The organism is Curvibacter lanceolatus ATCC 14669, assembly GCF_000381265.1.
In the GTDB taxonomy this organism is placed as follows: Bacteria; Pseudomonadota; Gammaproteobacteria; order Burkholderiales; family Burkholderiaceae_C; genus Curvibacter; species Curvibacter lanceolatus.
The window spans coordinates 40,943-64,657 of record NZ_KB906270.1; the positions used below are offsets into that span (position 1 = coordinate 40,943).

Genomic DNA, 23,715 nt, shown 5'->3' on the forward strand with positions numbered 1-23,715 from the left:
CGGTTCAGGGCAGGTTCTGATCCCGCGCGGTCCAGGCGATCAAGGCCTCGATCACCGGGCGCAGGGCGTTGGCATTGGGGTGGTTGGCCATGGCCACCAGGGTGTAGCGGCGGCCGCTGGCGCCGTGCACCACGCCGGCCACGGCGGTCACATCGCGCAGGCTGCCGGTTTTCAGGTGGGCAGCGCCCTGCACGGCCGCGTTGTCCTTGCCCAGCCGCCGCAGCGTGCCGTCCACCCCGCTGAGCGGCAGGGACGACAACAGCTCCGGCATCGTGCCGCCGGCCCAGGCGGCCTGCAGCAGCCGGGTCAGGGCCTGGGCGCTCACGCGGGTGTCTCGGCTCAGGCCCGAGCCGTTCTCGAGGCTGGGCAGATCGGCCTCGCCAAAGCGCCGCCGCCACCACTGGCTCAGCACCTCACGCGAGCCCGCCGGCGTGCCCAGCCCTTTTTGCTGCAGGCTCAGCGTCAGGAACAACTGCTGCGCCATCACGTTGTTGCTGTACTTGTTGATGTCACGGATCACTTCGGCCAGCGGGGGCGAGGCCAGGCTGAAGACAGGCTGCAACCCGGCCGGCACCAGCCCGTCGCGCACCTGGCCGCCCAGTCGGCCGCCCATGTCCTTCCACAGGCCTTCCAGGGCACGGGCGTTGTAGCTCGCCGGCTCGGCATAGGCCAGGGGCCAACTGCGCTCGCCGCAGCTGGCCGGGTAGCCACCGGCAAAGCTCAGGCGGTTGGGGTCGGCCAGCTGGGCCTTGAGCTGGGTGCGCCAGTCGCCGCATTCGCCGGCCAGCAGCGGCACGCTGGGGCTGAACTGCACGCCGGCCATCGGTGGGTCGAGCTGCACCCGTGCCAGGCCGGCGGCCGGGTCGGGCACCCAGGTCAGCACCAGCGAGCGGAAGTTGATCAGCAGCGCGTCGGCCGCCGCGTTGTAGGGCTTGAGCGGCTCGCCATCAAAGTCGGCCGGGTTGACCGCGGGCAGCTCGAAGGCGCTGTGGTCCAGCACGATGTCGCCACTGATCTGGCGGATGCCCAGGCCCTGCACCCGGCGCAGCAGCAGCCACAGGCGCTCCAGCACCAGCTTGGGGTCGCCCTGGCCCTTGATGACCAGGTTGCCCTGCAGCGTGCCCTCGCGAATCGGGCCATCCAGGTACACCGGGGTCTGCCAGCTGAAGGCCGGCCCCAGCAGCTCCAGGGCCGCCTCGGTGGTGATCAGCTTGGTCACCGAGGCCGGGTTCATGGGGGTGGCCGGGTTCAGCGCCAGCCGGGGCGGGCGCTGGCCTTGCACCTCGCTCACCAGCAGGGTCACAGAATCCCGTGGCAGGCGCGAGCGTTGCAGCGCAGCCTCGATTTCGGGGGGCAGGGCGGTGGCGGCGTGGGTGCACAGGGCATGGGCCAGCAGGAGCGTGCCGCCCAACAGTGAACGCAGGCGGGCGCGGGCCAGGGGGGAGAAGGTTGACGGCGGCATCAAACGGCTTGGTTTCATCGCAAGGGAGATCAGTCTGGCCTCGGATATTGACATGGCACCGCCTGCCTGGAGCCATTTCGGGATAATCCCCCCATGCGTTTTTCTCCGCGAGCGGTGGGCCTGGCGTCCGCCCTCGTCACGGTCCTGATCTGGACCGCCTTCATCGTGATCGCCCGAGCCTCGGCCCAGCGCACCCTCAGCCCCTTCGACATCGCCTTTTTGCGCATTGTCGGGGCCTCGGTCGTGCTGATGCCCTGGGCGCTGTGGCGCGCCCGGCGTGAGCGGCGCAGCCCGGCGGGTTTCAGTGGTTCGCTGGGCGGCTTGTCGCCACTGCCGCTGCGGCCCACGCTGGTGCTGGGCCTGTTCGGCGGGCTGGCCTATGCCGTGCTGGCCTACAGCGGTTTCTTTTTTGCTCCGGCCGCCCACGGCTCGGTGCTGATGCCCGGCAGCCTGCCTTTGTGGGCCTCGCTGCTCAGCATCTGGCTGCTGGGTGATCGGCCACCCGCGGCGCGGGTGTTCGGCCTGGGTCTGATCCTGCTGGGCGACCTGCTGGTGGGTGGGGCCAGCCTGCTGGGCGCCTTGTCGGGCCAGGGCACGGTCTGGAAGGGCGATCTGCTATTCATGGCGGCCAGCAGTTGCTGGGCCACCTACAGCGTGCTGGTGCGCCGCACTGGGGCCGATGCGGTGCGGGCCACGATGGCCGTCACCGCCCTGGCCCTGCTGAGTTTTGTGCCCGTCTTTGCGCTGCTGACGCAGTCGGGCCTGCTGCCCACCCGCCTGGGCTCGGCACCCTGGGGCGAAATTGTCTTTCAGCTGCTGTTCCAGGGTGTGGGCTCGGTGGTGATCTCGGGCATCGCCTTCACGCGCATGATCCAATACTTCGGTCCGGTGCGCTCCACCATGATCACGGCCCTGGTGCCGGGGTTGTCGGCCCTGGGCGCGGTCTGGCTGCTGGGCGAGCCCATGCACTGGAACCTGATGCTGGGCCTGGCCCTGGTCACGGCGGGCATTGCAGCCGGCGTGCTGCCGTCGCGGTCGGCCGGGTGGCTGCCACTTTTTTCCAAGCCGGCCAAAGGCCTGCGTTGAACCCTTTCCCTGATTATGAATTTTCTTGCTTTTGACACCAGCACCGAACGCCTCTCGCTGGCCGTGGGGCGGGGCGAGGTCGTGTGGCAGCAGGAGGGGGCTGGCGGCGCCCAGTCGTCGGCCACCCTGATCCCGGCGCTGCTGGCGCTGCTGGCCCAGGCCGGGCTCACGTTGCAACAGCTCGATGCCATCGTGTTCGGCAGCGGCCCGGGTTCGTTCACCGGCCTGCGCACCGCCTGTTCGGTGGCCCAAGGGCTGGCCTTCGGGGCCGGTCTGCCGGTGCTGCCGGTCAGCACCCTGCTGGCGGTGGCCGAAGAGGCCCGCCACCAGCACGGCTGCACCCGCGTGGTGGCCGCGCTGGACGCCCGCATGAACGAGGTCTACAGCGCGCCCTGCGAATGGCAGAACGGCCAGTGGCAGGTGCCTGCCGACTTCGCCCTGGGTGCGCCCGAGAGCGTGGCCGTGCCCCCGGGCTGGACTTTGGCCGGCAGTGCCGCCGCGGCCTACCCCGGGCGGCTGGCCGGTGCGCCGGGCCTGGCGCTGTTGCCCACCGCCACGGCGCTGCTGCGCCTGGCTCCGGCGCTGTGGCAGGCGGGGCAGGCGGTGCCGGCCGACCAGGCCCTGCCCCTGTACATCCGCGACAAGGTGGCCCAGACCACCGCTGAGCGTGAGGCCGACAAGGCGGCCCGCCAGCCCCAGGCCTGAGGTGCCCCATGTCCGTGAGCGAAGCCCGATTCGAAACCCTGACCGAGGCCTGGATGGACGCCGTGCTGGCCGTCGAGCAGCAGGCCTACACCCACCCCTGGAGCCGGGGCAACTTCCTGGATTCGATCCGTTCGGGCTACCAAGCCCAGGTGCTGGTGGGCGATGACCAGTTGATCGGCTACTTTGTGGCCATGAAAGGGGTGGACGAGGTCCATCTGCTGAACATCACCGTGGCCCCGGCATTTCAGCGCCAAGGCTGGTCGCGGGTGATGCTCGATGCCCTGGCCACCTGGTCGCGCGGGCAGGGCGCCCAGTGGCTGTGGCTGGAGGTGCGCGTGTCCAACACCCGGGCGTATTCGGTGTACCTGGCCCATGGCTACCAGCGGGTGGGGGTGCGCCGGGCCTACTATCCAGCCTTTGAAGGGCGTGAAGACGCGATTGTGATGAGCCTGAAACTATGAGCCTGAACCTCGACGCGCGCCAGCGCGCCATGCTGGACGAGATGCACATCCCCTACTGGTGGCCCGAGCCCCCGGTGGTGGGCGAGCTGCTGGTGCGCGCGCCGGAGCAGGCCCCGGTCCAGGCACCGGCCCACACACAGGTCCAACCATCGGTCCAAACACCGACCCTGGCACCGCAGCGCATGAGTGCGCCCGCAGCCCCCCCAGCAGCCGCCTCGCAGGCGCCGTTGGCTCGCCCCACCCCGGCCCCTGGCCGCGTGCTGGCCGGCGCGGCCAGCACCTGGCGCCTGCTGCCGGCCCAGGCCTTGTATGCCAGCCCCGCCGCCCCGGGCGGCTGGCTGGTGGTCACCGAGGCGATCTGGCCGGGGGACGACCCGCTGGCCGAAGACGGCGGCCCGGCGGCCCGCCTGCTGGACAACATGCTGCGCGCCATGGGCCTGCACAAGACGCCCCAGGTGTGGGTGGCCGGCCTGGCCCGGCGTGGCGCCGACGAGGCGGCCGAACCCCTGGCCTGGGCCGAGCTGCTGCAGGCCCGCCAGCCGCAGCGGGTGCTGCTGATGGGGCGCACCGCGGCGCGCGAAGCCCTGGGCACCGATGAGCCGCTGGGCCGGCTGCGCGGGCGCGTGCACGATCTGCACGGGGTGCCCGCCGTGGTCACCTACGACGCCCCCTACCTGCTGCGTGCCCAGGCCGACAAGGCACGCGCCTGGGCCGACCTGTGCCTGGCCCTGGGTTGAGCTTTCGTTGCGCCAGATCGCCCGTCGATCGAACTTAGATCGGGCACCTCTTTAAAATGGCGCCCATGACCTTCCTCGACATGCTCCGCAACGCCGAGCAACAAAACGGCTCCATGCTCTGCGTGGGCCTGGACCCTGAGCCCGCCCGCTTCCCGGCCCAGCTCAAGGGCGATGCCAACAAGATCTACGATTTCTGCGCCCGCATCGTCGATGCCACGGCCGATCTGTCGATCGCCTTCAAACCCCAGATCGCCTACTTTGCCGCCCACCGCGCCGAAGGCCAGCTGGAGCGCCTGATGGAGCACATGCGCCGTGTCGCGCCCCACGTGCCCATCATCCTGGACGCCAAGCGCGGCGACATTGGCTCGACCGCCGAGCAGTACGCCAAAGAGGCGTTTGACCGATACGGCGCCGATGCCGTCACCCTGTCGCCCTTCATGGGCTTTGACTCGGTGCAGCCCTACCTCAAGTACGAAGGCAAGGGCGCCTTCCTGTTGTGCCGCACCTCCAACCCCGGCGGTGACGACCTGCAGAACCAGCGCCTGGCCTCGGTCGAGGGCCAGCCCCTGTTGTACGAACACGTGGCCCGCCTGGCCCAGGGCCCCTGGAACCTGAACGGGCAGCTGGGCCTGGTGGTGGGCGCCACCTACCCGGCCGAGATCGAGCGCGTGCGGGCCCTGGCCCCTACACTGCCGCTGCTGATCCCGGGCGTCGGGGCCCAGGGGGGCGACGCCGTGGCCACGGTGCGCGCCGGCTGGAAGCCCGGTGCCCCCATCGTCGTCAACTCCTCGCGCGCCATCCTGTACGCCTCGTCGGGCGATGATTTCCAGGACGCGGCCCGCCGCGAAGCCCTGCGCACCCGCGACCTGCTGCAAGCCGCGCGCGGCTGACCCCCCGTCCGGCCGCTGATCACCGCCCATCGCCATGCAGGTCAAGTGGCTCGAAGACCTGGTGGTGCTGGCGCAGACGCGCAGCTTCACCCGCGCCGCCGAGCTGCGCCATGTCACCCACCCGGCCTTCGGCCGGCGCATCCGGGCGCTGGAGGAATGGGCCGGCACGCCCCTGGTGCAGCGCGGCCCCGGACCGGTGGCGCTGACCGCCGCGGGCGACAGCCTGCTGCAGGATGCCCGCCACCTGCTGCAGGGCCTGAACCAGGCCCATGACGCCCTGCGCGGCGCGGCCGGGCGCGAGCAGCAGACCCTGAGCCTGGCCACTGGCCGGACCCTGGCACGCACCCTGGTGGCCGATTGGCTGTGCCGGCTGCAGCCCGAGCTGGGCCAGGCCGAGGTGCTGATCCGCACCCGGGCCCTGGCCGACACCACCCGCCTGCTGGAGCGCGGTGAGGTCGACTTCATGCTCACCTACCACCACCCGCTGCTGGCGCTGCAGATCCCGGCTCGCCAGTACAGCCACCTGACCCTGGCACGCGACGAGCTGGTGCCGGTCAGCCAATGCGATGCCGGCGGCGCGCCCCTGCATGCCTTCGCCCCCGGCATCGCCAGCCCCACCCCCTACCTGGCCTATGCCGACAGCCTGGCGCTGGGTCGCCTGGTGCAGGACCACCTGGCCCACCACCCGCAGGCCCCGGCCCTGCGCCGGGTCATCGAGTGCGACTCGGCCGATGCCTTGCTCGAGTACGCCCTCAAAGGCCTGGGCGTCGCCTGGCTGCCCGTCTCGCTGGCGGCCGGGGCGCTGCAGGAGGGCCGCCTGGGCCGGGTCGGCGATCCGCGCCTGAGCGTGCGTTTCGAGGTGCGGCTTTACCGCGCCAAGCGGCGCCTGTCGGACCTGGCCGAGCAGGTCTGGCAGCGCAGCGAGAGCCTGCTCTGAGGGGGGGATGTTAAAAACAGCACCACCTGGTGCTGCTTCGGCACCGGAGGTCGGTCTGCAGGCCGGACAATCGTCGGGCTGCAGGCGATCGTTGCACGGGCCTCACTTGCGCGGCCCTTGCCTCTGCCCCTCTCCTCTGCCCCTCTCCTCTGTCACGTTTTGTCTTGTCCGGAGCCTGTCGATGAACACTGAATCTCCCCTGTCCTTGCGCCGCCGTGCGCTCTGGCCCTTGTTGAGCACGCTGGGTGCTCTGACCGCGCTGGCTCCGCTGGCCCAGGCCGAGGGCTATCCCGACAAGCCTGTCACCCTGGTGGTCGGCTACCCGGCCGGTGGCAGTACCGACCTGATGGCGCGTACCATCGGCCCCGAGCTGTCGCGCCGCCTGGGCACGCCGGTGGTGATCGAGAACCTGGGCGGCGCCGGTGGCGCCATCGGGGCCCAGAAGGTGGCCAGCGCCGCGGCCGACGGCTACACCTTGCTGGTGGGTGCCAACAACGAGATCGCCATCAAGCGTCTGGTGGCTCCGGCCTCGGTCAAGTACGAGCTGCGCGATTTCACCCCCCTGGGGCTGATCGCCTCGCAGCCCATGGTGCTGGTGGCTTCGCCGCGCACGGGGGTCAAGACCGTGGCCGACTTCATGAAGCAGGTCAAGGCCAACCCGGGCAAATTCACTTATGGCAGCTCAGGCGTGGGCACGGCCTTGCACCTGGCCGGCGAGATGATCAAGGACCAGGGCGGGTTGTTCATGACCCACATCCCCTACCGTGGCGTGGCCCCGCTGACCACCGACTTGCTCGGCAGCAATGTGGACTACGGCGTGTTCGTGCTGTCCAGCGGCCTGCCGCTGATCAAGAGCGGCAAGCTGTTGGCCCTGGGCACCACCGAGCGCAAGCGCTCGCAAGCCACCCCCGACGTGCCCGCCGTGGCCGAGACGCCTGCGCTCAAGAACATCGACATCAGCTCCTGGTTCGCCTTGCTGGGCCCGGCCCGCCTGCCCGAGCCGGTGGCTGCCCGCCTGAAGAAGGCCCTGGCCGAGACCCTGCAGGCCCCCGAGGTGCGCAAGAAGCTCGAAGAGACCGGCTCCACCGTGGCCAACCCGCAGCTGGACCTGGCCCGCTTCATGGCCGAGGAAAGCGCCAAGTACAAGCGCATTGTTGAATTTGCCCGCATCGAGGAGTGACCCCGTGACCGCATCCCCTGAATTCGCATTGCCCTGTCCCGACCTGGGCCCCTGGCGCACCGGCAACACCGGAGTCGAAGGCGTGTGGCAGTTTGACGGCGACCAGCCCGGCCGCCACGTGATGATCAGCGCCCTGGTGCATGGCAACGAGCTGTGCGGTGCCTGGGCCCTGCTGGGCCTGCTGCAGGCCGGTCTGCGGCCGCAGCGCGGCCGCCTCACGCTGGCCTTCTGCAACCTGGCCGCGTTCGACCGTTTTGACCCCCTGAACCACGATGCCTCGCGCTTTGTCGACGAAGACCTGAACCGCCAGTGGCTGGTCGAGCGCATCGAGGCCGGGGGCAGCCAGGAGCGCCGGCGCGCCGCCCAGCTGCGCCCCTTTGTCGAACAGGCCGACTGGCTGCTCGACCTGCACTCCATGCACGAGCGCGGCCAGCCCCTGCTGCTGACCGGCGTGCAGCCGCGCAACCGGGCGCTGGCCCGCGCCCTGGGCGCGCCTGAGCACATCGTGGTCGACGCCGGGCACAAGGATGGCGTGCGCATGCGCGACTTCGGCCGCTTCGGCGAGCTGGCCGACAACGGCACGCATTCGCTGCTCATCGAGTGCGGCTTCCATGGCGACCTGTCCAGCCGCAGCGTGGCCCAGGACGCCTGCCTGCGCTTTCTGCGCGAGTCCGGCACGGTTGATGAGGCCGTGCTGCTGGCCGCCCTGCCGGGTTGGCTGCAGCCGCCCGCCCCGCGCCAGTGGGCGCTGGAGGTGACCGGCCCCGTGGTGGCCCGCAGCCCGGCCTTCCGTTTTGTCGAGCCCTTCCAGGGCCTGGAGATGATCGAGAAAGCCGGCACCGTGATCGGCTGGAACGAGGGCGAGTCCGTCACCACCCCCTACGACGACTGCGTGCTGGTGATGCCCTCGGTGCGCCAGGCCCGCGCCGGCGTCACCGTGGTCCGCTTCGCCCGCCGCAGCCCCTTGTGAGGCGGTGAGTCAGCGCAGGCGGCGGTTTTTCAGAAGACCATCGCCGCCCAGCACGCAAGCCAGGGCCATCACCACCAGCGTGATGCCGCCCCATTGCCAGGGCGTGATGCCCTCGCCCAGCAGCAGCATGCCGGCGCTCAGGCCCACCACCGGCACCCCGAGGCTGAAAGGGGCGACGCGGTTGGCCGGGTGGCGCTGCAGCAGCCGCGTCCACAGCGCATAGCCCAGCACGCTGGCCATCCAGGCCAGGTAGGCCACGGCGGCCCAGGCCAGCAGAGGGGCCTGCAGCCAGTGCCAGCGCAGCTCGGGCGGGTCCTGCCACCAGGACAGGGCGGCAAACGGCAGCACCGGCACCAGGCAGCTCCACACCACAAAGCCCAGCGGGTCCATGTCGGGGCTGTGTTCGCGCGCCTTGCGGATCACGATGTTGGAGCTGGCCCACATGGCCGCAGCGCACAGATTGAGCACAAAACCCCAGAAGGTGGTGGCCCCGGCCCCGCCGCCCGGCGCCAGGTAGTTGAGTGCAAAGCACAGCAGGCCGGCGCAGGCCAGCAGCAGGCCCAGCTGCAGCGCCCGCCCGGCGCGCTCGCCCAGCAGCACAAAGCTCAGCACGGCGGTGATGAAGACCTGGGTCTGCAGCAGCACCGAGGCCAGGCCGGCGCTCATGCCCACCTGCATGGCGCAAAACAGAAAGCCGAATTGGCCCACGCCCTGGGTCAGGCCATACAGCAGCAGCCAGCGCCAGGCCACCTGCGGGCGCCGCACCAGCAGCACCAGCGGAAAAGCCGCCACCAGGTAGCGCGCAGCGCCGAGCTGGAAGGGCGTGAAGTCACGCAGCCCCACCTTCATGGCCACAAAGTTCAGCCCCCACACCACCACCACGCACAGCGCGGCCAGCAGGTCGGTGCGGCTCAGGCCCGCGGCGGGGATGGGGGCAGGGGCCGCCGTCAATGCGGCGCCTGGGGGTTGGCCTTGGCGGCCTCGATGTGGGCCTTGGCGCGCTGGGCCAGGGCGATGTCGCCCGGGGTTTCGGGCGAGAAGGTGTCCACCGGGATGGTGTGGCCGTGCGAATCGAGGGACACGAACACGATCAGGCATTCGGTGGTCTTGGCCATCTGGCCGCTTTTCATGTCACCGCTGCGCACCTCGACCGAGATGTTCATGCTGGTGGTGCCGGTGTAGGCCAGGCGGGCTTCGACCTCGACCAGGTCGCCGATCATGATCGGGCGGTGGAAGCGGATGCCGCCCACGAAGACGGTCACGCAATAACGTTTGGACCAACTGGTGGCGCAGGCATAGCCGGCCTCGTCGATCCACTTCATCACGGTGCCACCGTGCACCTTGCCGCCGAAATTGACGGTGCTGGGTTCGGCGAGAAAGCGCAGGACGATGGAATGCATGGTGGGGGTAAGGAGTCGCTGAAAGTCGCATTATTCCCGACCAGCGGTTGTCTTGCTGGGGCGCTTGTGGTGGGGCGCGCCACAGCGGGGCCCGCTGGTCGGTTGGCCGTGTGAAAAAACGAGGGGTGGTGTCAAAAATCCACCGGCGTTCCTTTGAAGCAGGCCGTTGGTCCTGATTTCGGAGGGCGTGCCTGGGCTGTTTCCCTGCTGCCAAGTTGGTCAAGCGTGCGGTCCTTTCTTCTACCCGACCTGGAGCCCGAATGGCCACAGCCCTGTATGAATTGCTGCAGCAGCCGCTGTCCGGCCTCTTGCGCCTGCTGCCGCCCGACACCCCGCTGCTGTGCCTGCAGGGTGCCGCCTTGGTGGGCTTGCTGGCCGCGGTGCTGCTGGTGTGCCGCCGCCATGGGCTGCCGCTGCGCCAGCGCAGTCTGGCCCTGGGTCTGGCCGTGGGGAGCGCGGGCTATGTGATTGGGGCGATGGTGTCCAACTACGGCGAAAGCGAAGTGCGCCCCACCCTGGTGATCGACTTTCTGTACCTGGGGGCCTACCTGGGAGGCTGGCGCGGCGGGCTGCTCAGCTTTGCCATGGTCGAGTTGGCCCGCTGGCAGTACGGCGGCATCATGCACCTGGGGGCGGCACTCGCCGATGGTTCGATCCATGTGCTGTGCGGCTGGGTGTTGCGCCTGCTGATCGATCCACGTGCCTTGCTGCACCTGCAGGCCCACACCGTGCTGTGGGTCTGGGCCGGTCGCCTGCTGTCGACCGCTCTGGGGGCCTGGGTGGGCATGGTGCTTTCCGACACCCCCTTTGAGACTCTGGTGCTGTTGTGGCAGGGGCGTGCCGCGGTGTTGCCCATCTCCTTGCTGGTCATTTACTGCACCTTGCTGCTGCTGGCCACCGATGCCCAGATCGATGCCCAGCAGGCCCGTGAGCACGCCTTGCTGCGCCGCGATCCGGTCAGCGGCCTGGCCAATCGCCGTGCGCTGAGTGAGTGCGTGCAGGCCCATTGGCGCCTTGAACCCTCCCGGGCGGCCTGCCTGGTGGTGGTGGAGCTGGGCAATCTGAGCGACTTCCTGTCGCGCCATGGCCATGAGCGGGCCTGGCAGCTTTGGAAGAGCGGCGGGCTGGAGCAAGGGGGGGCCTTGCTGCGCGAGGTGCTGGCGGCCCTGAGGGACTACCGGCCGACCCCCTTTCAATACAGCGATTTCTCGTTGGCCCTGTTCCTCGAGGGGGTAGCACTGGCCGAGCTGGAAGACCGTGGCGAGCTGGAGGCTGCGCTGCGGCGTTGTGAAGTGGGCCTCAGTCGGGCCTGGCCAGGCTATCGGGCCGCCGTCCGCTGTGCGGTGGTGGATCTGGCCCCGGCCCACGAGGCACCAGCACCGCACCTGCCCTACCGCGAGATCACCCTGGCGCTGAACTCGCTGCCGCGCGGGGTGGCGTATTTCAACAGCCTGATGCGCCAGGACCAGGCCCTGGATGCCTTCATCGAAAGCCAGATCAACCGCTGGGCGGATCCGCGCACGGTGCCGATCTGGCTGCAGCCCAAGCTGCACCTGGCCAACGGCCAGGTGGGGGGGGCCGAGGCCTTGTTGCGGCTGAATGAGCCCGAGGGCCGGTCCGTCTCACCCATGCGGGTGATCACGGTGGCGCGCCGCTGCGGGCGGCTGGCCGAGGTCGAATGGGCCACCGTGGCGGCCACCGCGCACCTGTTGCAAGGTCTGGCAAATCGCTTGCCCGGCGTGTCGATGGCGGTCAATGTCTCGGCCGAGTCGCTGCGCATCCCTGGGTTTGCACAGCAGGTGCAGGCCTTGCTGGCGCAGTGCCGGGTGCCGTCCGCCCTGTTGCGCCTGGAACTGGTGGAGTGGTCGGATCTGGTCGACGATCCCCTGGTGCAAGCCAATCTGGCGCAACTGACGGCCCTGGGTGTGCCCTTGTCGATTGACGATTTCGGCACGGGCTACTCCAACCTGCTGCTGCTGACCCGCTTCTCGTTTTCCGAGGTCAAGATCGACCGCAGTCTGGTGATCTCGCTGGGGGAGCTGAAGTCGCTGGTGGTGGTGCAGCACATCGTCGAGCTGGCCCACCGCTGCGGTGCCACCGTGGTGGCCGAGGGGGTGGAGACCACCGCCATGGCCACCCAGGTGCGAGATCTGGGGGTGGACATGGGGCAGGGCTACCTGTTCTCGCGCGCCTTGCCGCCCGAGGAGTTCCTGGCCTATTGCCGCAGGCCGCGGCTGGTGTTGCCGGTCTGAACGTTGACGCGTGTGTGGAGGGTGGCGGCGGCCTCAGGCGTGGGGCGTCAGCAGCCGCGCCAGGTAGCGCCCGGTGTGGCTGGCCGGCAGGGCGGCCAGGGCTTCGGGCGTGCCCACGCCCACCACGGTGCCGCCGCCGGCGCCGCCCTCGGGGCCCATGTCGATCAGCCAGTCGGCGGTCTTGATCACGTCGAGGTTGTGCTCGATCACCACGATGGTGTTGCCCGCATCGCGCAACTGGTGGATCACCTTGAGCAGCAGGTCGATGTCGGCAAAGTGCAGGCCGGTGGTGGGCTCGTCGAGGATGTAGAGCGTGCGCCCCGTGTCGCGCTTGGACAGCTCCAGCGCCAGTTTGATGCGCTGGGCCTCACCGCCCGACAGGGTGGTGGCCGACTGCCCCAGCTTGATGTACGACAGGCCCACCTCCAGCAGGGTGTGCAGCTTGCGGGCGATGGCGGGCACCGCCTTGAAGAACTCGTGGGCCGTCTCGACCGTCATGTCCAGCACCTGGGCGATGTTGCGGCCCTTGTACTGCACCTCCAGGGTTTCGCGGTTGTAGCGCTGGCCTTGGCACACATCGCAGGGCACGTAGACGTCGGGTAAAAAGTGCATCTCCACCTTCACCACGCCGTCGCCCTGGCAGGCCTCGCAGCGCCCGCCGGCCACGTTGAAGCTGAAGCGGCCCGGGCCGTAGCCGCGCTCGCGTGCGGTGGGCACCTCGGCCATCAGTTCGCGGATGGGGGTGAACAGGCCGGTGTAGGTGGCCGGGTTGCTGCGCGGCGTGCGGCCGATGGGCGACTGGTCGACGTTGATCACCTTGTCGAACTGCTCCAGCCCCTCGATGGTGTCGTGCTCGGCGGGTTCGTCGTGGGCGCGGTGGATCTGGTGAGCCGCCGCGGTGTACAGGGTCTCGTTGACCAGGGTTGACTTGCCCGAGCCCGAGACCCCGGTCACGCAGGTCATCAGGCCCACCGGGAACTCGACCGTCACGTTCTTCAGGTTGTTGCCACGCGCGCCGGTGATGCGGATCACCTGGGCCGGGTCTTTCTGCACGTGGCGCTGGGTGGGCACCTCGATGCGGCGTGCCCCGCTGAGGTACTGGCCGGTGAGCGACTGCGGGTTGGCGCGGATGTCGTCAAACGTGCCCTGGGCCATCACGCGCCCGCCGTGCACGCCCGCGCCCGGGCCCATGTCGATCACGTGGTTGGCGGCGCGCATCATGTCCTCGTCGTGCTCGACCACCAGCACGCTGTTGCCGATGTCGCGCAGGCGTTGCAGGGTGCTGATCAGGCGGTCGTTGTCGCGCTGGTGCAGGCCGATGCTGGGCTCGTCCAGCACATACATCACGCCGGTCAGGCCCGAGCCGATCTGGCTGGCCAGGCGGATGCGCTGGGCCTCACCGCCCGACAGGGTCTCGGCACTGCGGTCCAGGCTCAGGTAGCTCAGGCCCACGTCGTTGAGGAACTTGAGGCGCGAGCTGATCTCGCGCACCACCTTGTCGGCGATCTCGGCCTTGGCGCCGTGCAGGTGCAACTGCTGAAAGTACTCGTGGCACTCGCGCAGCGTCAGGTGGCTGACCTGGAAGATGGCGCGCGCCTCGGGCCCCTCGCCCAGGCGCACGTGGCGTGCCTCGGTGCGCAGCCGGGCGCCGCCGCAGTCGGGGCAGGGCTGGGTGCTGCGCAGGCGGGCCAGTTCTTCGCGCACCACGGGTGAGTCGGTCTCGCGAAAGCGCCGCTGCATGTTCGGGATGATGCCCTCGAAGGGGTGCTTCTTGGTCACCTTGCGCGGCGCCTTGCCGGCGGCGCCTTCGAGCTCGTAGCTGAAGCGGATCTCGTCCATGCCCGAGCCATAGAGAATGGCCTGGCGGGTGGCCTCGGGCAGAGTCTCGAAAGGGCTGTCGATGTCGAAGCCGTAATGCTCGGCCAGGCTTTCTAGCAACGCGAAGTAGTGGGCGTTGCGCCGGTCCCAGCCCTTGATGGCGCCGCTGGCCAGGCTCAGTGTCGGGAAACCCACCACGCGCTGCGGGTCGAACACATCGGTGGCGCCCAGGCCATCGCAGGCCGGGCAGGCGCCCACCGGCGAGTTGAACGAGAACAGCCGCGGCTCCAGCTCGCTGAGTGAGTAGCTGCACACCGGGCAGGCGAAGCGGGCGTTGAACAGGTGCTCGGCCGGGCGCAGCGCGGCCGGGTCGGCGTCCATCTCGAGCGCGATGGCGCGGCCATCGGCCAGGCGCAGGGCGGCTTCGAAGCTTTCGGCCAGGCGCTGCTGCATGTCGGGGCGCACCTTCAGCCGGTCGATCACCACGTCGATGTCATGCTTTTCGTTCTTCTTGAGCGCGGGCAGCTGGTCGAACTCGTGCGACACGCCATCCACCCGGAAGCGCACATAGCCCTGGGCCTGCATGCTGGCAAACAGCTCGACGAACTCGCCCTTGCGCTCGCGTGCCACCGGGGCCAGGATCATCACCTTGGTCTCTTCGGGCAGGGCCAGCACGGCGTCGACCATCTGGCTCACGGTCTGGGCCTGCAGCGGCAGGCCGTGGGTGGGGCAGTGCGGGGTGCCGGCGCGGGCGAACAGCAGGCGCAGGTAGTCGTGGATCTCGGTCACCGTGCCCACGGTGGAGCGCGGGTTGTGCGAGGTGGCCTTCTGCTCGATCGAAATGGCCGGCGACAGGCCCTCGATCACGTCCACATCGGGCTTGTCCATCAACTGCAGAAATTGCCGCGCGTAGGCCGACAGGCTTTCCACATAGCGGCGCTGACCTTCGGCGTACAAGGTGTCGAAGGCCAGGCTCGACTTGCCCGAGCCCGACAAGCCGGTGATCACCACCAGCTGGTTGCGCGGGATGTCGAGGTCGATGTTCTTCAGGTTGTGGGTGCGCGCCCCGCGAACGCTGATGCGCTGCTGCCGCTGCTCGTTGACGAGGCTGGCCAGGTAGGGGCCGTCGGTAGAGGCGCTGTCGGGGGCAATGGGGTTCACGGTGATCCGGGCTGGGAAAAACCCACCATGATAGACACCACGTCACCGTTTGGCACAGGCCGGCTTGGCGGGCTTCGCTGACAATATGGCTTTTGTGCCTGAATGCCACGCGCATTCGCTTCTCTCCCCCTTTTCACACTCCATGACCGCATCAACCGCTATGACAGCGCTGGAGCGCCGCTCCACCCAGTCGCTGGCGTTCATCTTTGCCCTGCGCATGCTGGGCCTGTTCCTGGTGCTGCCCGTGTTTGCCCTGGAGGCGCGCAAATACCCAGGGGGCGATGACCCGGCCCTGGTGGGCCTGGCCATGGGCATCTACGGGCTCACCCAGGGGGTGCTGCAGATTCCCTTCGGCATCGCCTCCGACCGCTTCGGGCGCAAACCCGTGATCGTGGTCGGCCTGTTGCTGTTTGCGTTGGGCGCCTTCATCTCGGCCGGTGCCAGCACGCTGCACGGCCTGGTGCTGGGGCGGGCCCTGCAGGGCGCCGGGGCCATTTCGGCGGCGGTCACCGCCTTGCTGGCCGACCAGACCCGCGACGAGGTGCGCACCAAGGCCATGGCCCTGATCGGCGCCAGCATCGGGCTGATGTTTGCGCTGTCGCTGGTGCTGGCGCCGGTGCTGACGGCCTGGCTGGGCCTGTCGGGCCTGTTCGTGCTGATCGCCCTGCTGGCCTTGAGCGGCGTGGCCGTGGTGCTGTGGCGTGTGCCCACGGCGCCGCCGCTGCCGGTGGACGCGCCCCGTGGCAGCCTGCGCGAGGTGCTGGCCCTGGGCTCGCTGCTGCGGCTTGATTTCGGTGTGTTCGTGCTGCACGCGGTGCAACTGGCCATGTGGGTGGCCGTGCCCTCGATGCTGGTGCAGGCGGGCCTGGAGAAAAGCCTGCACTGGCAGGTGTACCTGCCGGCCGTGCTGGCGTCTTTCGTGGTCATGGGCGGCACGCTGTTTCCGCTGGAGCGTCGAGGCCACCTGCGCCCGGTGTTCCTGGCCGCCATCGTGCTGATCGGCCTGGTGCAACTGGGCCTGTGGGCGGTGGTCGATCACCAGCCCGGCTTGCTCACCCTGGGCGGCCTGCTGTTCATCTTCTTCTGCGGCTTCAATGTGCTGGAGGCCAGCCAGCCAAGCCTGGCCTCGCGCCTGGCGCCGGCGCGCCTGCGCGGCACGGCGCTGGGCGTCTACAACACCCTGCAATCCCTGGGTTTGTTTGCCGGTGGCGCCCTGGGGGGGCTGCTGGCTCGGTCGGTGGGCCTGCATGGCCTGTTCCTGGTCAGCACCCTGGCCAGCGCCGTGTGGCTGCTGGTGGCCTGGCCCATGAGCACCCCGGGGCGTGTCGCCGCGCCCAGTAACGCCATAATCTCGCCCTGAATCGGAGAATTGAGCCATGGCATCTGTCAATAAAGTCATCATCGTCGGCAACCTGGGGCGCGACCCCGAGATCCGCACCTTCCCCAGCGGCGACCAGGTGGCCAACGTCACCATCGCCACCACCGACCGCTGGAAAGACAAGCAGTCGGGCGAGATGAAGGAAGCCACCGAGTGGCACCGCGTGGTGTTCAACGGCCGCCTGGCTGAAATCGCAGGCCAGTACCTGCGCAAAGGTTCGCAGGTTTATGTGGAAGGCTCGCTGCGCACGCGCAAGTGGACCGACCAGGCCGGCGTCGAAAAATACAGCACCGAAATCCGCGCCGACCAGATGCAGATGCTGGGCAGCCGCCAAGGCATGGGCGGTGGCGGCGGTGACGAGGGCGGCAGCTATGGCGGCGGTCAAGGCGGTGGCTACGGTGGCGGTCAGGGTGGCGGCCAAGGCGGTGGCTACGAAAGCGCCCCGCGCCGCGCCCCGGCTGCAGCCCCTGCCGCACGCGCCCCGGCCCCACGCCCGGCCCCAGCCCCAGCCCCCATGGCCAGCCGTCCGTCGTCGGGCTTTGACGACATGGACGACGACATCCCCTTCTGAGGATGAGCTTTACCGCACCTTGATGAGGTGCGCCGACAGGGCCTCATGCCGGCAACGGCTGGCATGATGAGCCGCTGGGCCCCATGGTCGCGGGGCCGTTTTTGAACGTGGGGCGCCGACTGGATTCGACATGGGTGACAACCCATCCACTTGGTCCACAAGGGGGCTGTCTCTGCCAAGGGACGATGGCCTCGTGCGCAGGCCAACGTGCCAGAAGATCCACCTGACCCGCTTTCACATGCGGGTTGCAAGCCCGGCCTGTGGTTTCGCGACACCCGCATCGAAGGGTGTGGCCCCCCCCGGCGGGCCGGGCACCGTTCTGCACTTTCCAAGCTCTCAGGCCATCGGGCCCGGTTTGTCCCCGATCTCGGTGGCAGTCGATCAACTTCTGGTTCCTCCTGCGCGGGTCTTCTTGTCTGGCGAAAGAGCCCGCGCTGTCCCGGGCGGGTCGACGCCCTGACCATGCCCCCCGTGCGTGCCTTGCTGCGCCACCCGCCGGTCTCCCAGGCAGGGGTGGGCGCTCGCTGGAGCGTCGGCCGGCCAGACCCCACGCGTGCGACACCTTCATGAAAACCATGTTTCCAGTCGTCACGCCCATGGCTATTCTTTGAATGCATTGGCAAATTTTTACTTTTCCACCTCAATTTCCGCAGTGATTGAGTGCTTGTATTTGATAAATATGTAAAAAAATATCAATTTAAAGATGAAAGGTATAAAATATGCGCGTGAAGCATCAGTGAGTGGTCTTCTTGACAAGGAAGGAAGCAAATTGTTACATTCTGTAAGTGACCGTGCTGATGACGGTGGCACCGGGGCCTCAAAGCCCGATGTCTGCGACGCCGGTCTGAGTTCTCCGGCCCGGTGTAAGGGGATGGACGTGGCTAGAGGGCTCGTCACACCCCTTGCCCCATCAACTGATTCGGCTGACAGACTGATGGCACAGGAGGCGGTGATCGCCGCTGGAATCCATGACTGACATGAAGAGCGTCGACAGGCTCTTGCCTGGGCTGGATACGGCATCGACCACGGGGCTGCATTGGAGCCCGGTGCAGCCTGAAGTTCTGGATTGCATGACGCGGGATCACGGTCGCGCCGAACGGCCTCCGCGAAAGCCCGGGTGCCGTGTGGGCCCTGCCACCGCACAGTCTGCTTCAAAGCAGCATGGCATTCTCCCATCGGTGCCGCTTTCATCTCCAGAACTGGAGTGCGGTCCGTGGTCATCGGGTGTGTGTCCGGCGACCCGGGCTGGCTGCCGCGATGCCGCTCGCCGTGAGCCTGGCGCGCGCGCCCCCCGCCAATCAGTGAACTATTACCGTATATGAAAAGATTGATACATCATTTATTCCCCCCCTCATGACGGCATCCGTCTGCGTTTCTAGAATTCGAGACAGTTTGCTAAAACCATCGGTCGGCCACGGGGTCGAGGTGGTCTGTCGATCCCTTGGCAAGGCCCGAAAATGCCCCATATCCCGAACGAACCGCGACAGCCTCCCAGCATCGGATCCACCATGAGTCAACGCACGTATGCCAGCGCAGCCTGCGCCATCAGGATGAAGCGCCTGCCAAGTGACCTCCGGGCAGAAGGCCTTCTGCCGGGGGGGGCTCGCCTGCGGTCTGGGATGGCTTCGGTTGGGGTGGCGACTGGAGTCTGCATACAGGTTCATGGTGACCATGGGCTCCGGCGCGGCGATGTCCTAAGGAGGCAGTCGGATGAGCACGCCAAGAATCTCGAGATAGGCGGAAGAACAGAAAGGGCAGCCGAAATGACAGGCGGTGGGAATGCACGACATCCATCGCCGCGGCGGCTGCTTGCTCAACTGCGTGCCACATTGGCTGCACACCGTGAAGAAGCTGGCTCTTGACAGTTCTGCGTCATACATAAAACCCTCCAATCATGGAATCCATATACCCTTCGAATTGTGATGACCCACTGATGCCTGTATTAATAAGTCAACCCGGCCAGTCCTCGGAATTCACATCGACCAAAGCATCAAATGGTATGGATGAGAATCCCAAAAAACCGCTGTCTGCCGCGTATTTCCGTTTTCTTCAAGTGGCGCGGGTCATTCAGTCAGAAACCTTGTCGAATCATCTGGATGTCAATTCATTGGCGCTTCTGGAGACAATCACCCTGTGCTGGTTCGAGGGCAAGCCCCTGACGATCAGCCAGGTCATCGGCCTGAGCGAACTGGGTTCGCCGGCCACTTTGCACAAGCGCCTGGCCAAGCTTCGGGAAAACGACCTGGTCATTGCCCAATCCATCGAAGGCGACACCCGCTCGAAATTGATTGTTCCGTCCGAAAAATCGATGGCTTATTTTGAGCGGCTTGGTTATTACTTCAATAATTGATTTCTTGGATGTGATTCGGAGTATGAATATCAAAAAACGAAGCTGAATAACCGCGAGTCCGATTCCAAGCAGATTGCTGATCAAATCTTGGCGAAAATAATCGGTATACGACAACGGTCCTTCGATGATTTTATTTATTGCGCTGAATAGCAGCGATTGAAAGAGCGAATAGCAAAAGGCCAGACTGGAAAATTTTCCAATGCTGAGTCGGATCAGGTTCGGGTCGATTTCGAGCAGTTTGAATGACGCCATTCGGCACACCAATGGTGTCACTGCAAGCAGGATCTGAGCCCATTGCTGGCTCATGAGGGGCAGTGCCTCGTGCACGCCCTGCGCCATGTAGCCCTGCGCCACGCCGATGGCGATGGCACCGCTTTTCGAAAAAATAACCACCAGGATGAAGCTGATGCCGCGATTCAGGGTGCTCAGCACCAGTTCCGCATCGCTGTGCTGCACCGAAAGAAGGGCTGCTGAGTGCTCCAACACACAGGCCAGCATGAAGATGACGCTGCAGATGCAGAAGTGCTCAAGACCAAAGCGCCAAAACTGGGGCCCCTGCTCCCTCGCCCATTCGAGGTAACGCTTCATCGCCGGGCCAGGGAGGAGGGGGGCGTGTCACGCGTTGGGGCCTGACGACCCTCTGCCGCCGTGAGTCTGTTCCAGCTGGGGGGGGCGGGTGAGCCATGAGTGGCCCGATGTGTGTGAGTTTGTTTTTTTCATTTCCCTCTCCTGTGCTCTGGATCCTCCGTGAAGCTCTGCCGGAACTCCAGAGGTGCATGGCTGCTTGGCGCTCAGGTCTCGGCTTTGTCCAGGCCGTAGACCTCATTGAAATACTGACGCAAATCTTCGTCGGTCTTGATGTGGCTTCTCTTCTGCTTTTCCGCTTCCATGACGGAATGTGTGACGTCGCGGAAGAACAAAATGCCGGAGATGGATTCTGAACGGATGGTCATGCGTGACAGTTGAACCAGCGTCTTCCGGGGCCAATCGATCTCGATGATGCATTGGTAGTTGGGTGTATTCAAAGATGAGTTCAGCATCTTCTCGTAGAGGTATCCGAATTGTGGAAACGGCTTGAGCGGTTGGCAGTTCAATTGGACGGCGGCCAGGATTTCCGCCGGTGGCATGTGCATCAGATCCTGGATGTGCAGGTCGAAAAGTGTGCTGAAACTTTCGTTGATGCGGGTGCATTCTCCGTTGGCATCCAGCAGAACCCAGGCGTCCAGGGCGGGCTCGCTGGCGGCGACAGGCCCTTTGGTCTTGGTGTTGTGTCGCACCTGACCACGCATGGGTCGCGCGACGATGGCTTCTTCAGGTGCGTGTGCTCGACCTGGTTGTCCTAACCACGAGGTCTCTGGTGCCACGAAGGCCGTGGCGTTGGGTGAGGGCTGGATCCGCAGGTGCGCGGAGAGCCACTGCAACACGGCCCTGATGGGGTGGATGGCACCCCTGAAGCCTGGTTTCAGGGGGACCTCGAACGAGGGCCAGTGGAATTCTGAATCGGCAAAAAATGGTTTGGAGCGCTCTTTGGCACGGCCGATCCTCCCGCTTCTGGCCGCGGTCTCTTCCCGGGTGAATGGGTGAAGGCGCGTTGGTGTCTTGGCAAAGACGTGCATAGGAACTCCAACTCTTGGTATTTATTGTTTACAACCCTCAAGCACACTGGCATATATATCATTTATAATATTTAATCATTTTTTCAAATGACTAAATTGATTTTCCCCCGTCGCCAATAGTGCTTGTTTATATAATTTATAAGTAAAATCGGGGCTTGTCAAACGATCTTTGAAAAGCGCGGCACAGCGTCAGGGCGCGGCCTCAATGCTGGCTGGGGGATGCTTCCACCGTGCCCTGCGATGCGGGGGGATGGTGCTGGCATGGAGCCGCTCTCGGCGGCGTTCGCCGCGAGCTTTATTGGGGAAGCCCGCCAGCGCTGGGGGCCGGTCTTTGCGGTACCCGCGCCTGTCCATGCAGCTCGCTGAAAGTTGGGACAGAATCAGACCGTGTTTTGCTGTGATTCAAGAGTCCGGCGAGCAAGTGTTGGAGATTCCCGGTTTGGCGAATGAGCATTTCGGGCCGGTGAGGCACCTCTTTTCGCATTGGAGGAATGGGTTGAACCTCGTGAGCAAATATTTCATATTTGATTTTTGAGTGTCACTTTCATTCACTCGGAGCAAAACTTTCCGGTGAAAGGCCCCCGCCGACCTTTGCTTCGAATTTGCCGTGGAAAAGGCCTGCTGAGTTGGCAGCGCCATGGACTTCGAGGCGAGGCTGGGCCCCTCAGATTCACGGCATGGGGCCTTGGTTTCGCTTCCATTCTGGCGGCGTCTCCAGGCGCGTTGGTGTGCGAACCGCCGTTGCGCAGGTTGTGCAACCGCTGCGCGGTGTCCTTTGTGGTGGGGCTTTCGTGACAATGTTGTCTCAGCGGGCGGGCGTGCGCGGGTGGGCCGGGCCAAAGCCTGTAACATCGCGTAAGTTTGCTTTGGGGCGGCCTGTGTCTGCGCCAAGGTCGGGGGCTGCGGCTGTCACGAGGATCACGCAATTGAAGTTACTGAAGCTAAAACATTGGGTTCCTGCCCTTGGCCTGTTGGCCCTGGCGGGTTGCGGCGGCGGCAGCACCGGGGACACCTCCAACGTGGGGGCGGTCACGGGCACGCAGCAGTTCATGGACGGCATCTGGACCGGTACCACTGGCACTGGCTCGGCCCAGCGCAATGTGGTGGGCTATGTCAGCGGTGGCAGCGATGGCAAGGGCGGAGATTTCTACCTGGCCAAGGGCGCTGCCGGCACCTCGGGCTATGACAGCATCTACGGGCTGCTGCGGGTCGATGTGGCCTCGGTGGCGGCCACGAATGTCACCTATTTCTCGGTGCAGGACGGCAAGTTCGCCACCGGGCTGAGCCTGGCCGGCACGGCCAGCACCAGCACGGGGGCCGCGCGCACCGACACCTTCAGCGGCAACTACAGCAACCCGGCCAACACGGCAGCGGCCACCGGTGCGGTCACCTCGATCAAGATGACCTACAGCACCTTGAACAACTTTGGTGCCACCTACGCCAAGCTGCAGGGTAAATACACCGGTGGCGCGCTGTTCGGCGGCAGCTGGGTGCTGACCGCAGACGCGGTGGGCAACCTGAGCGGCACGGTGTCGGGTTGCACCGTGGCCGGCACGGCCACGCCCCAAACGGTGGCAGCCAACAGCACGGCATCCCCTGCGATCTATAACGTGGTGCTCAACCTGTCGGGCGGTATTACCACCTGTGCGGCCACCGGAACCACCCAATCCGGTGTTGCCTTCCTGAAATACGACACGGTGGGCAACAAGACCGGCATCTGGATGTTCACCCGCAGCAGTACCACCACCCTGAACACCTATGTGCTCGATGGCGTGCTGGTGGCGGGCAGCACCTCAACGCCGGCGACCACCCAGCAGGTGGCGGCGGGCTTCTGGAAGAGTTCCACCAGCACCAGTTCGGGCGATGTGTTCGCCATGGTTCTGCCGGACAACTCGTATTTCTTCTACAAGCGAGTGGGGGGCGGCTATGACGCGCTGTATGGCAATCTGGTCGTCGCCACTGGCACCAGCATCCTGAGTTCGACCGATGGTGTGTACTTTGCCAACCAGAACCTGGCGTCGACCCAGTACACGGGGGGCATCCTCATCAGCGGTGATGTGCGCACCCAGAGCAGCCTCACCGGCACGTACACCGACCCGACGGCCTCGAGCGCCCAGACGGCCTTCAGCATGGTGCCCGACACCACCAACCTGTACACCTCACCGATCCTGCCCACGGTGTCGGCGCTGTATGGCACCTACACCAGCTCGACCATCGGCTTCGGTGGCACCGGCCTGACCCTCAAGATCGCCGCCGACACCACGGATGGCACCAAGAGCGTCATCACCGGCACCACCACCACGGGCTGCACCTTGACGGGCAACATCTCGGCCTACAGCAGCACCAACACCACGCTCAATCTGTACCGCGTCGACACCCTGACTTTTGCCGGCACCTGTGCCCTGGCCGGTCTGCCGGTGCAGTCGGGTGCGGCCTCGGCGGTGTTTGACGGTGCCAACAACGTGGTCGGCCTGCGCATCGGGGCCGCGGGTTACAGCGGGGCCGCCACCCGGTCCAACCTGGTGTTCATCGGCTCCAAGTCCTGAGCGGACCGACGCCCACTCTGAAAAGGCCCTTCGGGGCCTTTTTTCTTGGGCGCACGGGCTGGAGGGTCGATGGTCGGGGTCGCTGTGGATCCCCAGTGTCTGGAGCCTCAGGGCTGTTGTGAGGGGAAGACGGGCTCACGGTGGGCGAACGCGGCGGCCCCGGCGGTGGTGCGCAGCCCCCTGCGGAATCGGCCC

General features: G+C 66.5%; 18 protein-coding genes. 12 read left to right on the forward strand and 6 right to left on the reverse strand.

From position 1 onward, the window contains the following. Positions 1-4: 4 nt before the first annotated feature. A complete protein-coding gene (gene dacB, locus F624_RS0124045; protein ID WP_019576931.1) occupies positions 5-1,462 on the reverse strand; it encodes a D-alanyl-D-alanine carboxypeptidase/D-alanyl-D-alanine endopeptidase in 1,458 nt (485 codons plus the stop codon). A gap of 93 nt (positions 1,463-1,555) precedes the next feature. On the opposite strand from dacB, the gene F624_RS0124050 reads away from it, so the two are divergent. The 8 genes from F624_RS0124050 (at position 1,556) to F624_RS0124085 (ending at position 8,428) form a co-directional block, all read left to right on the forward strand. Beyond that, positions 1,556-2,548 (forward strand): DMT family transporter, encoded by a 993-nt coding sequence (locus tag F624_RS0124050; RefSeq protein WP_043426616.1) that lies wholly within the window; start codon positions 1,556-1,558, stop codon positions 2,546-2,548. Positions 2,549-2,563: 15 nt separating this feature from the next. Further along, complete coding sequence (tsaB, locus tag F624_RS0124055; protein WP_019576933.1) at positions 2,564-3,253, forward strand: tRNA (adenosine(37)-N6)-threonylcarbamoyltransferase complex dimerization subunit type 1 TsaB; 690 nt, start codon at positions 2,564-2,566, stop codon at positions 3,251-3,253. A gap of 8 nt (positions 3,254-3,261) precedes the next feature. Then, a complete protein-coding gene (gene rimI, locus F624_RS0124060; protein WP_019576934.1) occupies positions 3,262-3,714 on the forward strand; it encodes a ribosomal protein S18-alanine N-acetyltransferase in 453 nt (150 codons plus the stop codon). After that, positions 3,711-4,451, forward strand: a complete 741-nt coding sequence (locus tag F624_RS0124065) for a uracil-DNA glycosylase family protein (RefSeq protein WP_019576935.1) — start codon at positions 3,711-3,713, stop codon at positions 4,449-4,451. The genes rimI and F624_RS0124065 overlap by 4 nt, the downstream gene beginning before the upstream one ends. A gap of 65 nt (positions 4,452-4,516) precedes the next feature. After that, positions 4,517-5,341 carry an orotidine-5'-phosphate decarboxylase gene (gene pyrF / locus F624_RS0124070; protein ID WP_019576936.1) on the forward strand — a complete coding sequence of 275 codons (825 nt, stop codon included), beginning with the start codon at positions 4,517-4,519 and terminating at the stop codon, positions 5,339-5,341. Positions 5,342-5,375: 34 nt separating this feature from the next. Further along, positions 5,376-6,278, forward strand: a complete 903-nt coding sequence (locus F624_RS0124075) for a LysR family transcriptional regulator (RefSeq protein WP_019576937.1) — start codon at positions 5,376-5,378, stop codon at positions 6,276-6,278. A 181-nt stretch (positions 6,279-6,459) separates the two neighbouring features. Then, entirely contained in the window at positions 6,460-7,458 is a 999-nt protein-coding gene (locus tag F624_RS0124080) for a Bug family tripartite tricarboxylate transporter substrate binding protein (protein WP_019576938.1), read from the forward strand. Positions 7,459-7,462: 4 nt separating this feature from the next. After that, positions 7,463-8,428 (forward strand): M14 family metallopeptidase, encoded by a 966-nt coding sequence (locus tag F624_RS0124085; protein WP_031256115.1) that lies wholly within the window; start codon positions 7,463-7,465, stop codon positions 8,426-8,428. Between the two features lie 9 nt (positions 8,429-8,437). On the opposite strand, the gene F624_RS0124090 is transcribed toward F624_RS0124085, so the two are convergent. Next, the gene (locus F624_RS0124090; RefSeq protein ID WP_019576940.1) at positions 8,438-9,379 is read right to left on the reverse strand and encodes an EamA family transporter; all 942 of its coding nucleotides are present in this window, start codon (positions 9,377-9,379) and stop codon (positions 8,438-8,440) included. Then, the gene (locus tag F624_RS0124095; RefSeq protein WP_019576941.1) at positions 9,376-9,828 is read right to left on the reverse strand and encodes an acyl-CoA thioesterase; all 453 of its coding nucleotides are present in this window, start codon (positions 9,826-9,828) and stop codon (positions 9,376-9,378) included. The genes F624_RS0124090 and F624_RS0124095 overlap by 4 nt, the downstream gene beginning before the upstream one ends. 260 nt (positions 9,829-10,088) lie before the next feature. On the opposite strand from F624_RS0124095, the gene F624_RS0124100 reads away from it, so the two are divergent. Continuing rightward, a complete protein-coding gene (locus F624_RS0124100; protein WP_019576942.1) occupies positions 10,089-12,080 on the forward strand; it encodes an EAL domain-containing protein in 1,992 nt (663 codons plus the stop codon). A gap of 33 nt (positions 12,081-12,113) precedes the next feature. Here the strand turns inward: F624_RS0124100 and uvrA are convergent, their stop codons facing one another. After that, positions 12,114-15,059 (reverse strand): excinuclease ABC subunit UvrA, encoded by a 2,946-nt coding sequence (gene uvrA / locus F624_RS0124105; protein ID WP_019576943.1) that lies wholly within the window; start codon positions 15,057-15,059, stop codon positions 12,114-12,116. A 160-nt stretch (positions 15,060-15,219) separates the two neighbouring features. On the opposite strand from uvrA, the gene F624_RS0124110 reads away from it, so the two are divergent. Both F624_RS0124110 and ssb read left to right on the forward strand, forming a co-directional pair. Beyond that, on the forward strand, positions 15,220-16,419 hold the full coding sequence (locus F624_RS0124110; RefSeq protein WP_019576944.1) for an MFS transporter: 1,200 nt from the start codon (positions 15,220-15,222) through the stop codon (positions 16,417-16,419). A gap of 16 nt (positions 16,420-16,435) precedes the next feature. Continuing rightward, the gene (gene ssb / locus F624_RS0124115) at positions 16,436-17,008 is read left to right on the forward strand and encodes a single-stranded DNA-binding protein (protein WP_019576945.1); all 573 of its coding nucleotides are present in this window, start codon (positions 16,436-16,438) and stop codon (positions 17,006-17,008) included. A 2,104-nt stretch (positions 17,009-19,112) separates the two neighbouring features. Here the strand turns inward: ssb and F624_RS0124125 are convergent. After that, positions 19,113-19,946, reverse strand: coding sequence for a hypothetical protein (locus F624_RS0124125; RefSeq protein WP_019576946.1), 834 nt, complete (start codon positions 19,944-19,946; stop codon positions 19,113-19,115). A 203-nt stretch (positions 19,947-20,149) separates the two neighbouring features. Further along, on the reverse strand, positions 20,150-20,974 hold the full coding sequence (locus F624_RS35055) for a PAS domain-containing protein (RefSeq protein WP_157443612.1): 825 nt from the start codon (positions 20,972-20,974) through the stop codon (positions 20,150-20,152). 926 nt (positions 20,975-21,900) lie between these two features. Here F624_RS35055 and F624_RS0124140 point away from each other — a divergent pair. After that, positions 21,901-23,520: a hypothetical protein gene (locus tag F624_RS0124140; RefSeq protein WP_031256121.1), complete on the forward strand. Its 1,620-nt coding sequence runs from the start codon at positions 21,901-21,903 to the stop codon at positions 23,518-23,520. The last annotated feature ends 195 nt before the right edge of the window (positions 23,521-23,715 follow it).

Excerpts from the sequence above, each read along its gene's own strand:
- F624_RS0124080 (WP_019576938.1), top strand. The coding sequence starts at position 6,460 with ATGAACACTGAATCTCCCCTGTCCTTGCGCCGCCGTGCGCTCTGGCCC.
- F624_RS0124125 (WP_019576946.1), bottom strand. The coding sequence starts at position 19,946 with ATGAAGCGTTACCTCGAATGGGCGAGGGAGCAGGGGCCCCAGTTTTGG.
- F624_RS35055 (WP_157443612.1), bottom strand. The coding sequence starts at position 20,974 with ATGCACGTCTTTGCCAAGACACCAACGCGCCTTCACCCATTCACCCGG.
- F624_RS0124100 (WP_019576942.1), top strand. The coding sequence starts at position 10,089 with ATGGCCACAGCCCTGTATGAATTGCTGCAGCAGCCGCTGTCCGGCCTC.
- tsaB (WP_019576933.1), top strand. The coding sequence starts at position 2,564 with ATGAATTTTCTTGCTTTTGACACCAGCACCGAACGCCTCTCGCTGGCC.
- F624_RS0124110 (WP_019576944.1), top strand. The coding sequence starts at position 15,220 with ATGACAGCGCTGGAGCGCCGCTCCACCCAGTCGCTGGCGTTCATCTTT.
- ssb (WP_019576945.1), top strand. The coding sequence starts at position 16,436 with ATGGCATCTGTCAATAAAGTCATCATCGTCGGCAACCTGGGGCGCGAC.
- F624_RS0124095 (WP_019576941.1), bottom strand. The coding sequence starts at position 9,828 with ATGCATTCCATCGTCCTGCGCTTTCTCGCCGAACCCAGCACCGTCAAT.
- F624_RS0124075 (WP_019576937.1), top strand. The coding sequence starts at position 5,376 with ATGCAGGTCAAGTGGCTCGAAGACCTGGTGGTGCTGGCGCAGACGCGC.
- F624_RS0124065 (WP_019576935.1), top strand. The coding sequence starts at position 3,711 with ATGAGCCTGAACCTCGACGCGCGCCAGCGCGCCATGCTGGACGAGATG.
- rimI (WP_019576934.1), top strand. The coding sequence starts at position 3,262 with ATGTCCGTGAGCGAAGCCCGATTCGAAACCCTGACCGAGGCCTGGATG.
- dacB (WP_019576931.1), bottom strand. The coding sequence starts at position 1,462 with ATGCCGCCGTCAACCTTCTCCCCCCTGGCCCGCGCCCGCCTGCGTTCA.
- F624_RS0124050 (WP_043426616.1), top strand. The coding sequence starts at position 1,556 with ATGCGTTTTTCTCCGCGAGCGGTGGGCCTGGCGTCCGCCCTCGTCACG.
- pyrF (WP_019576936.1), top strand. The coding sequence starts at position 4,517 with ATGACCTTCCTCGACATGCTCCGCAACGCCGAGCAACAAAACGGCTCC.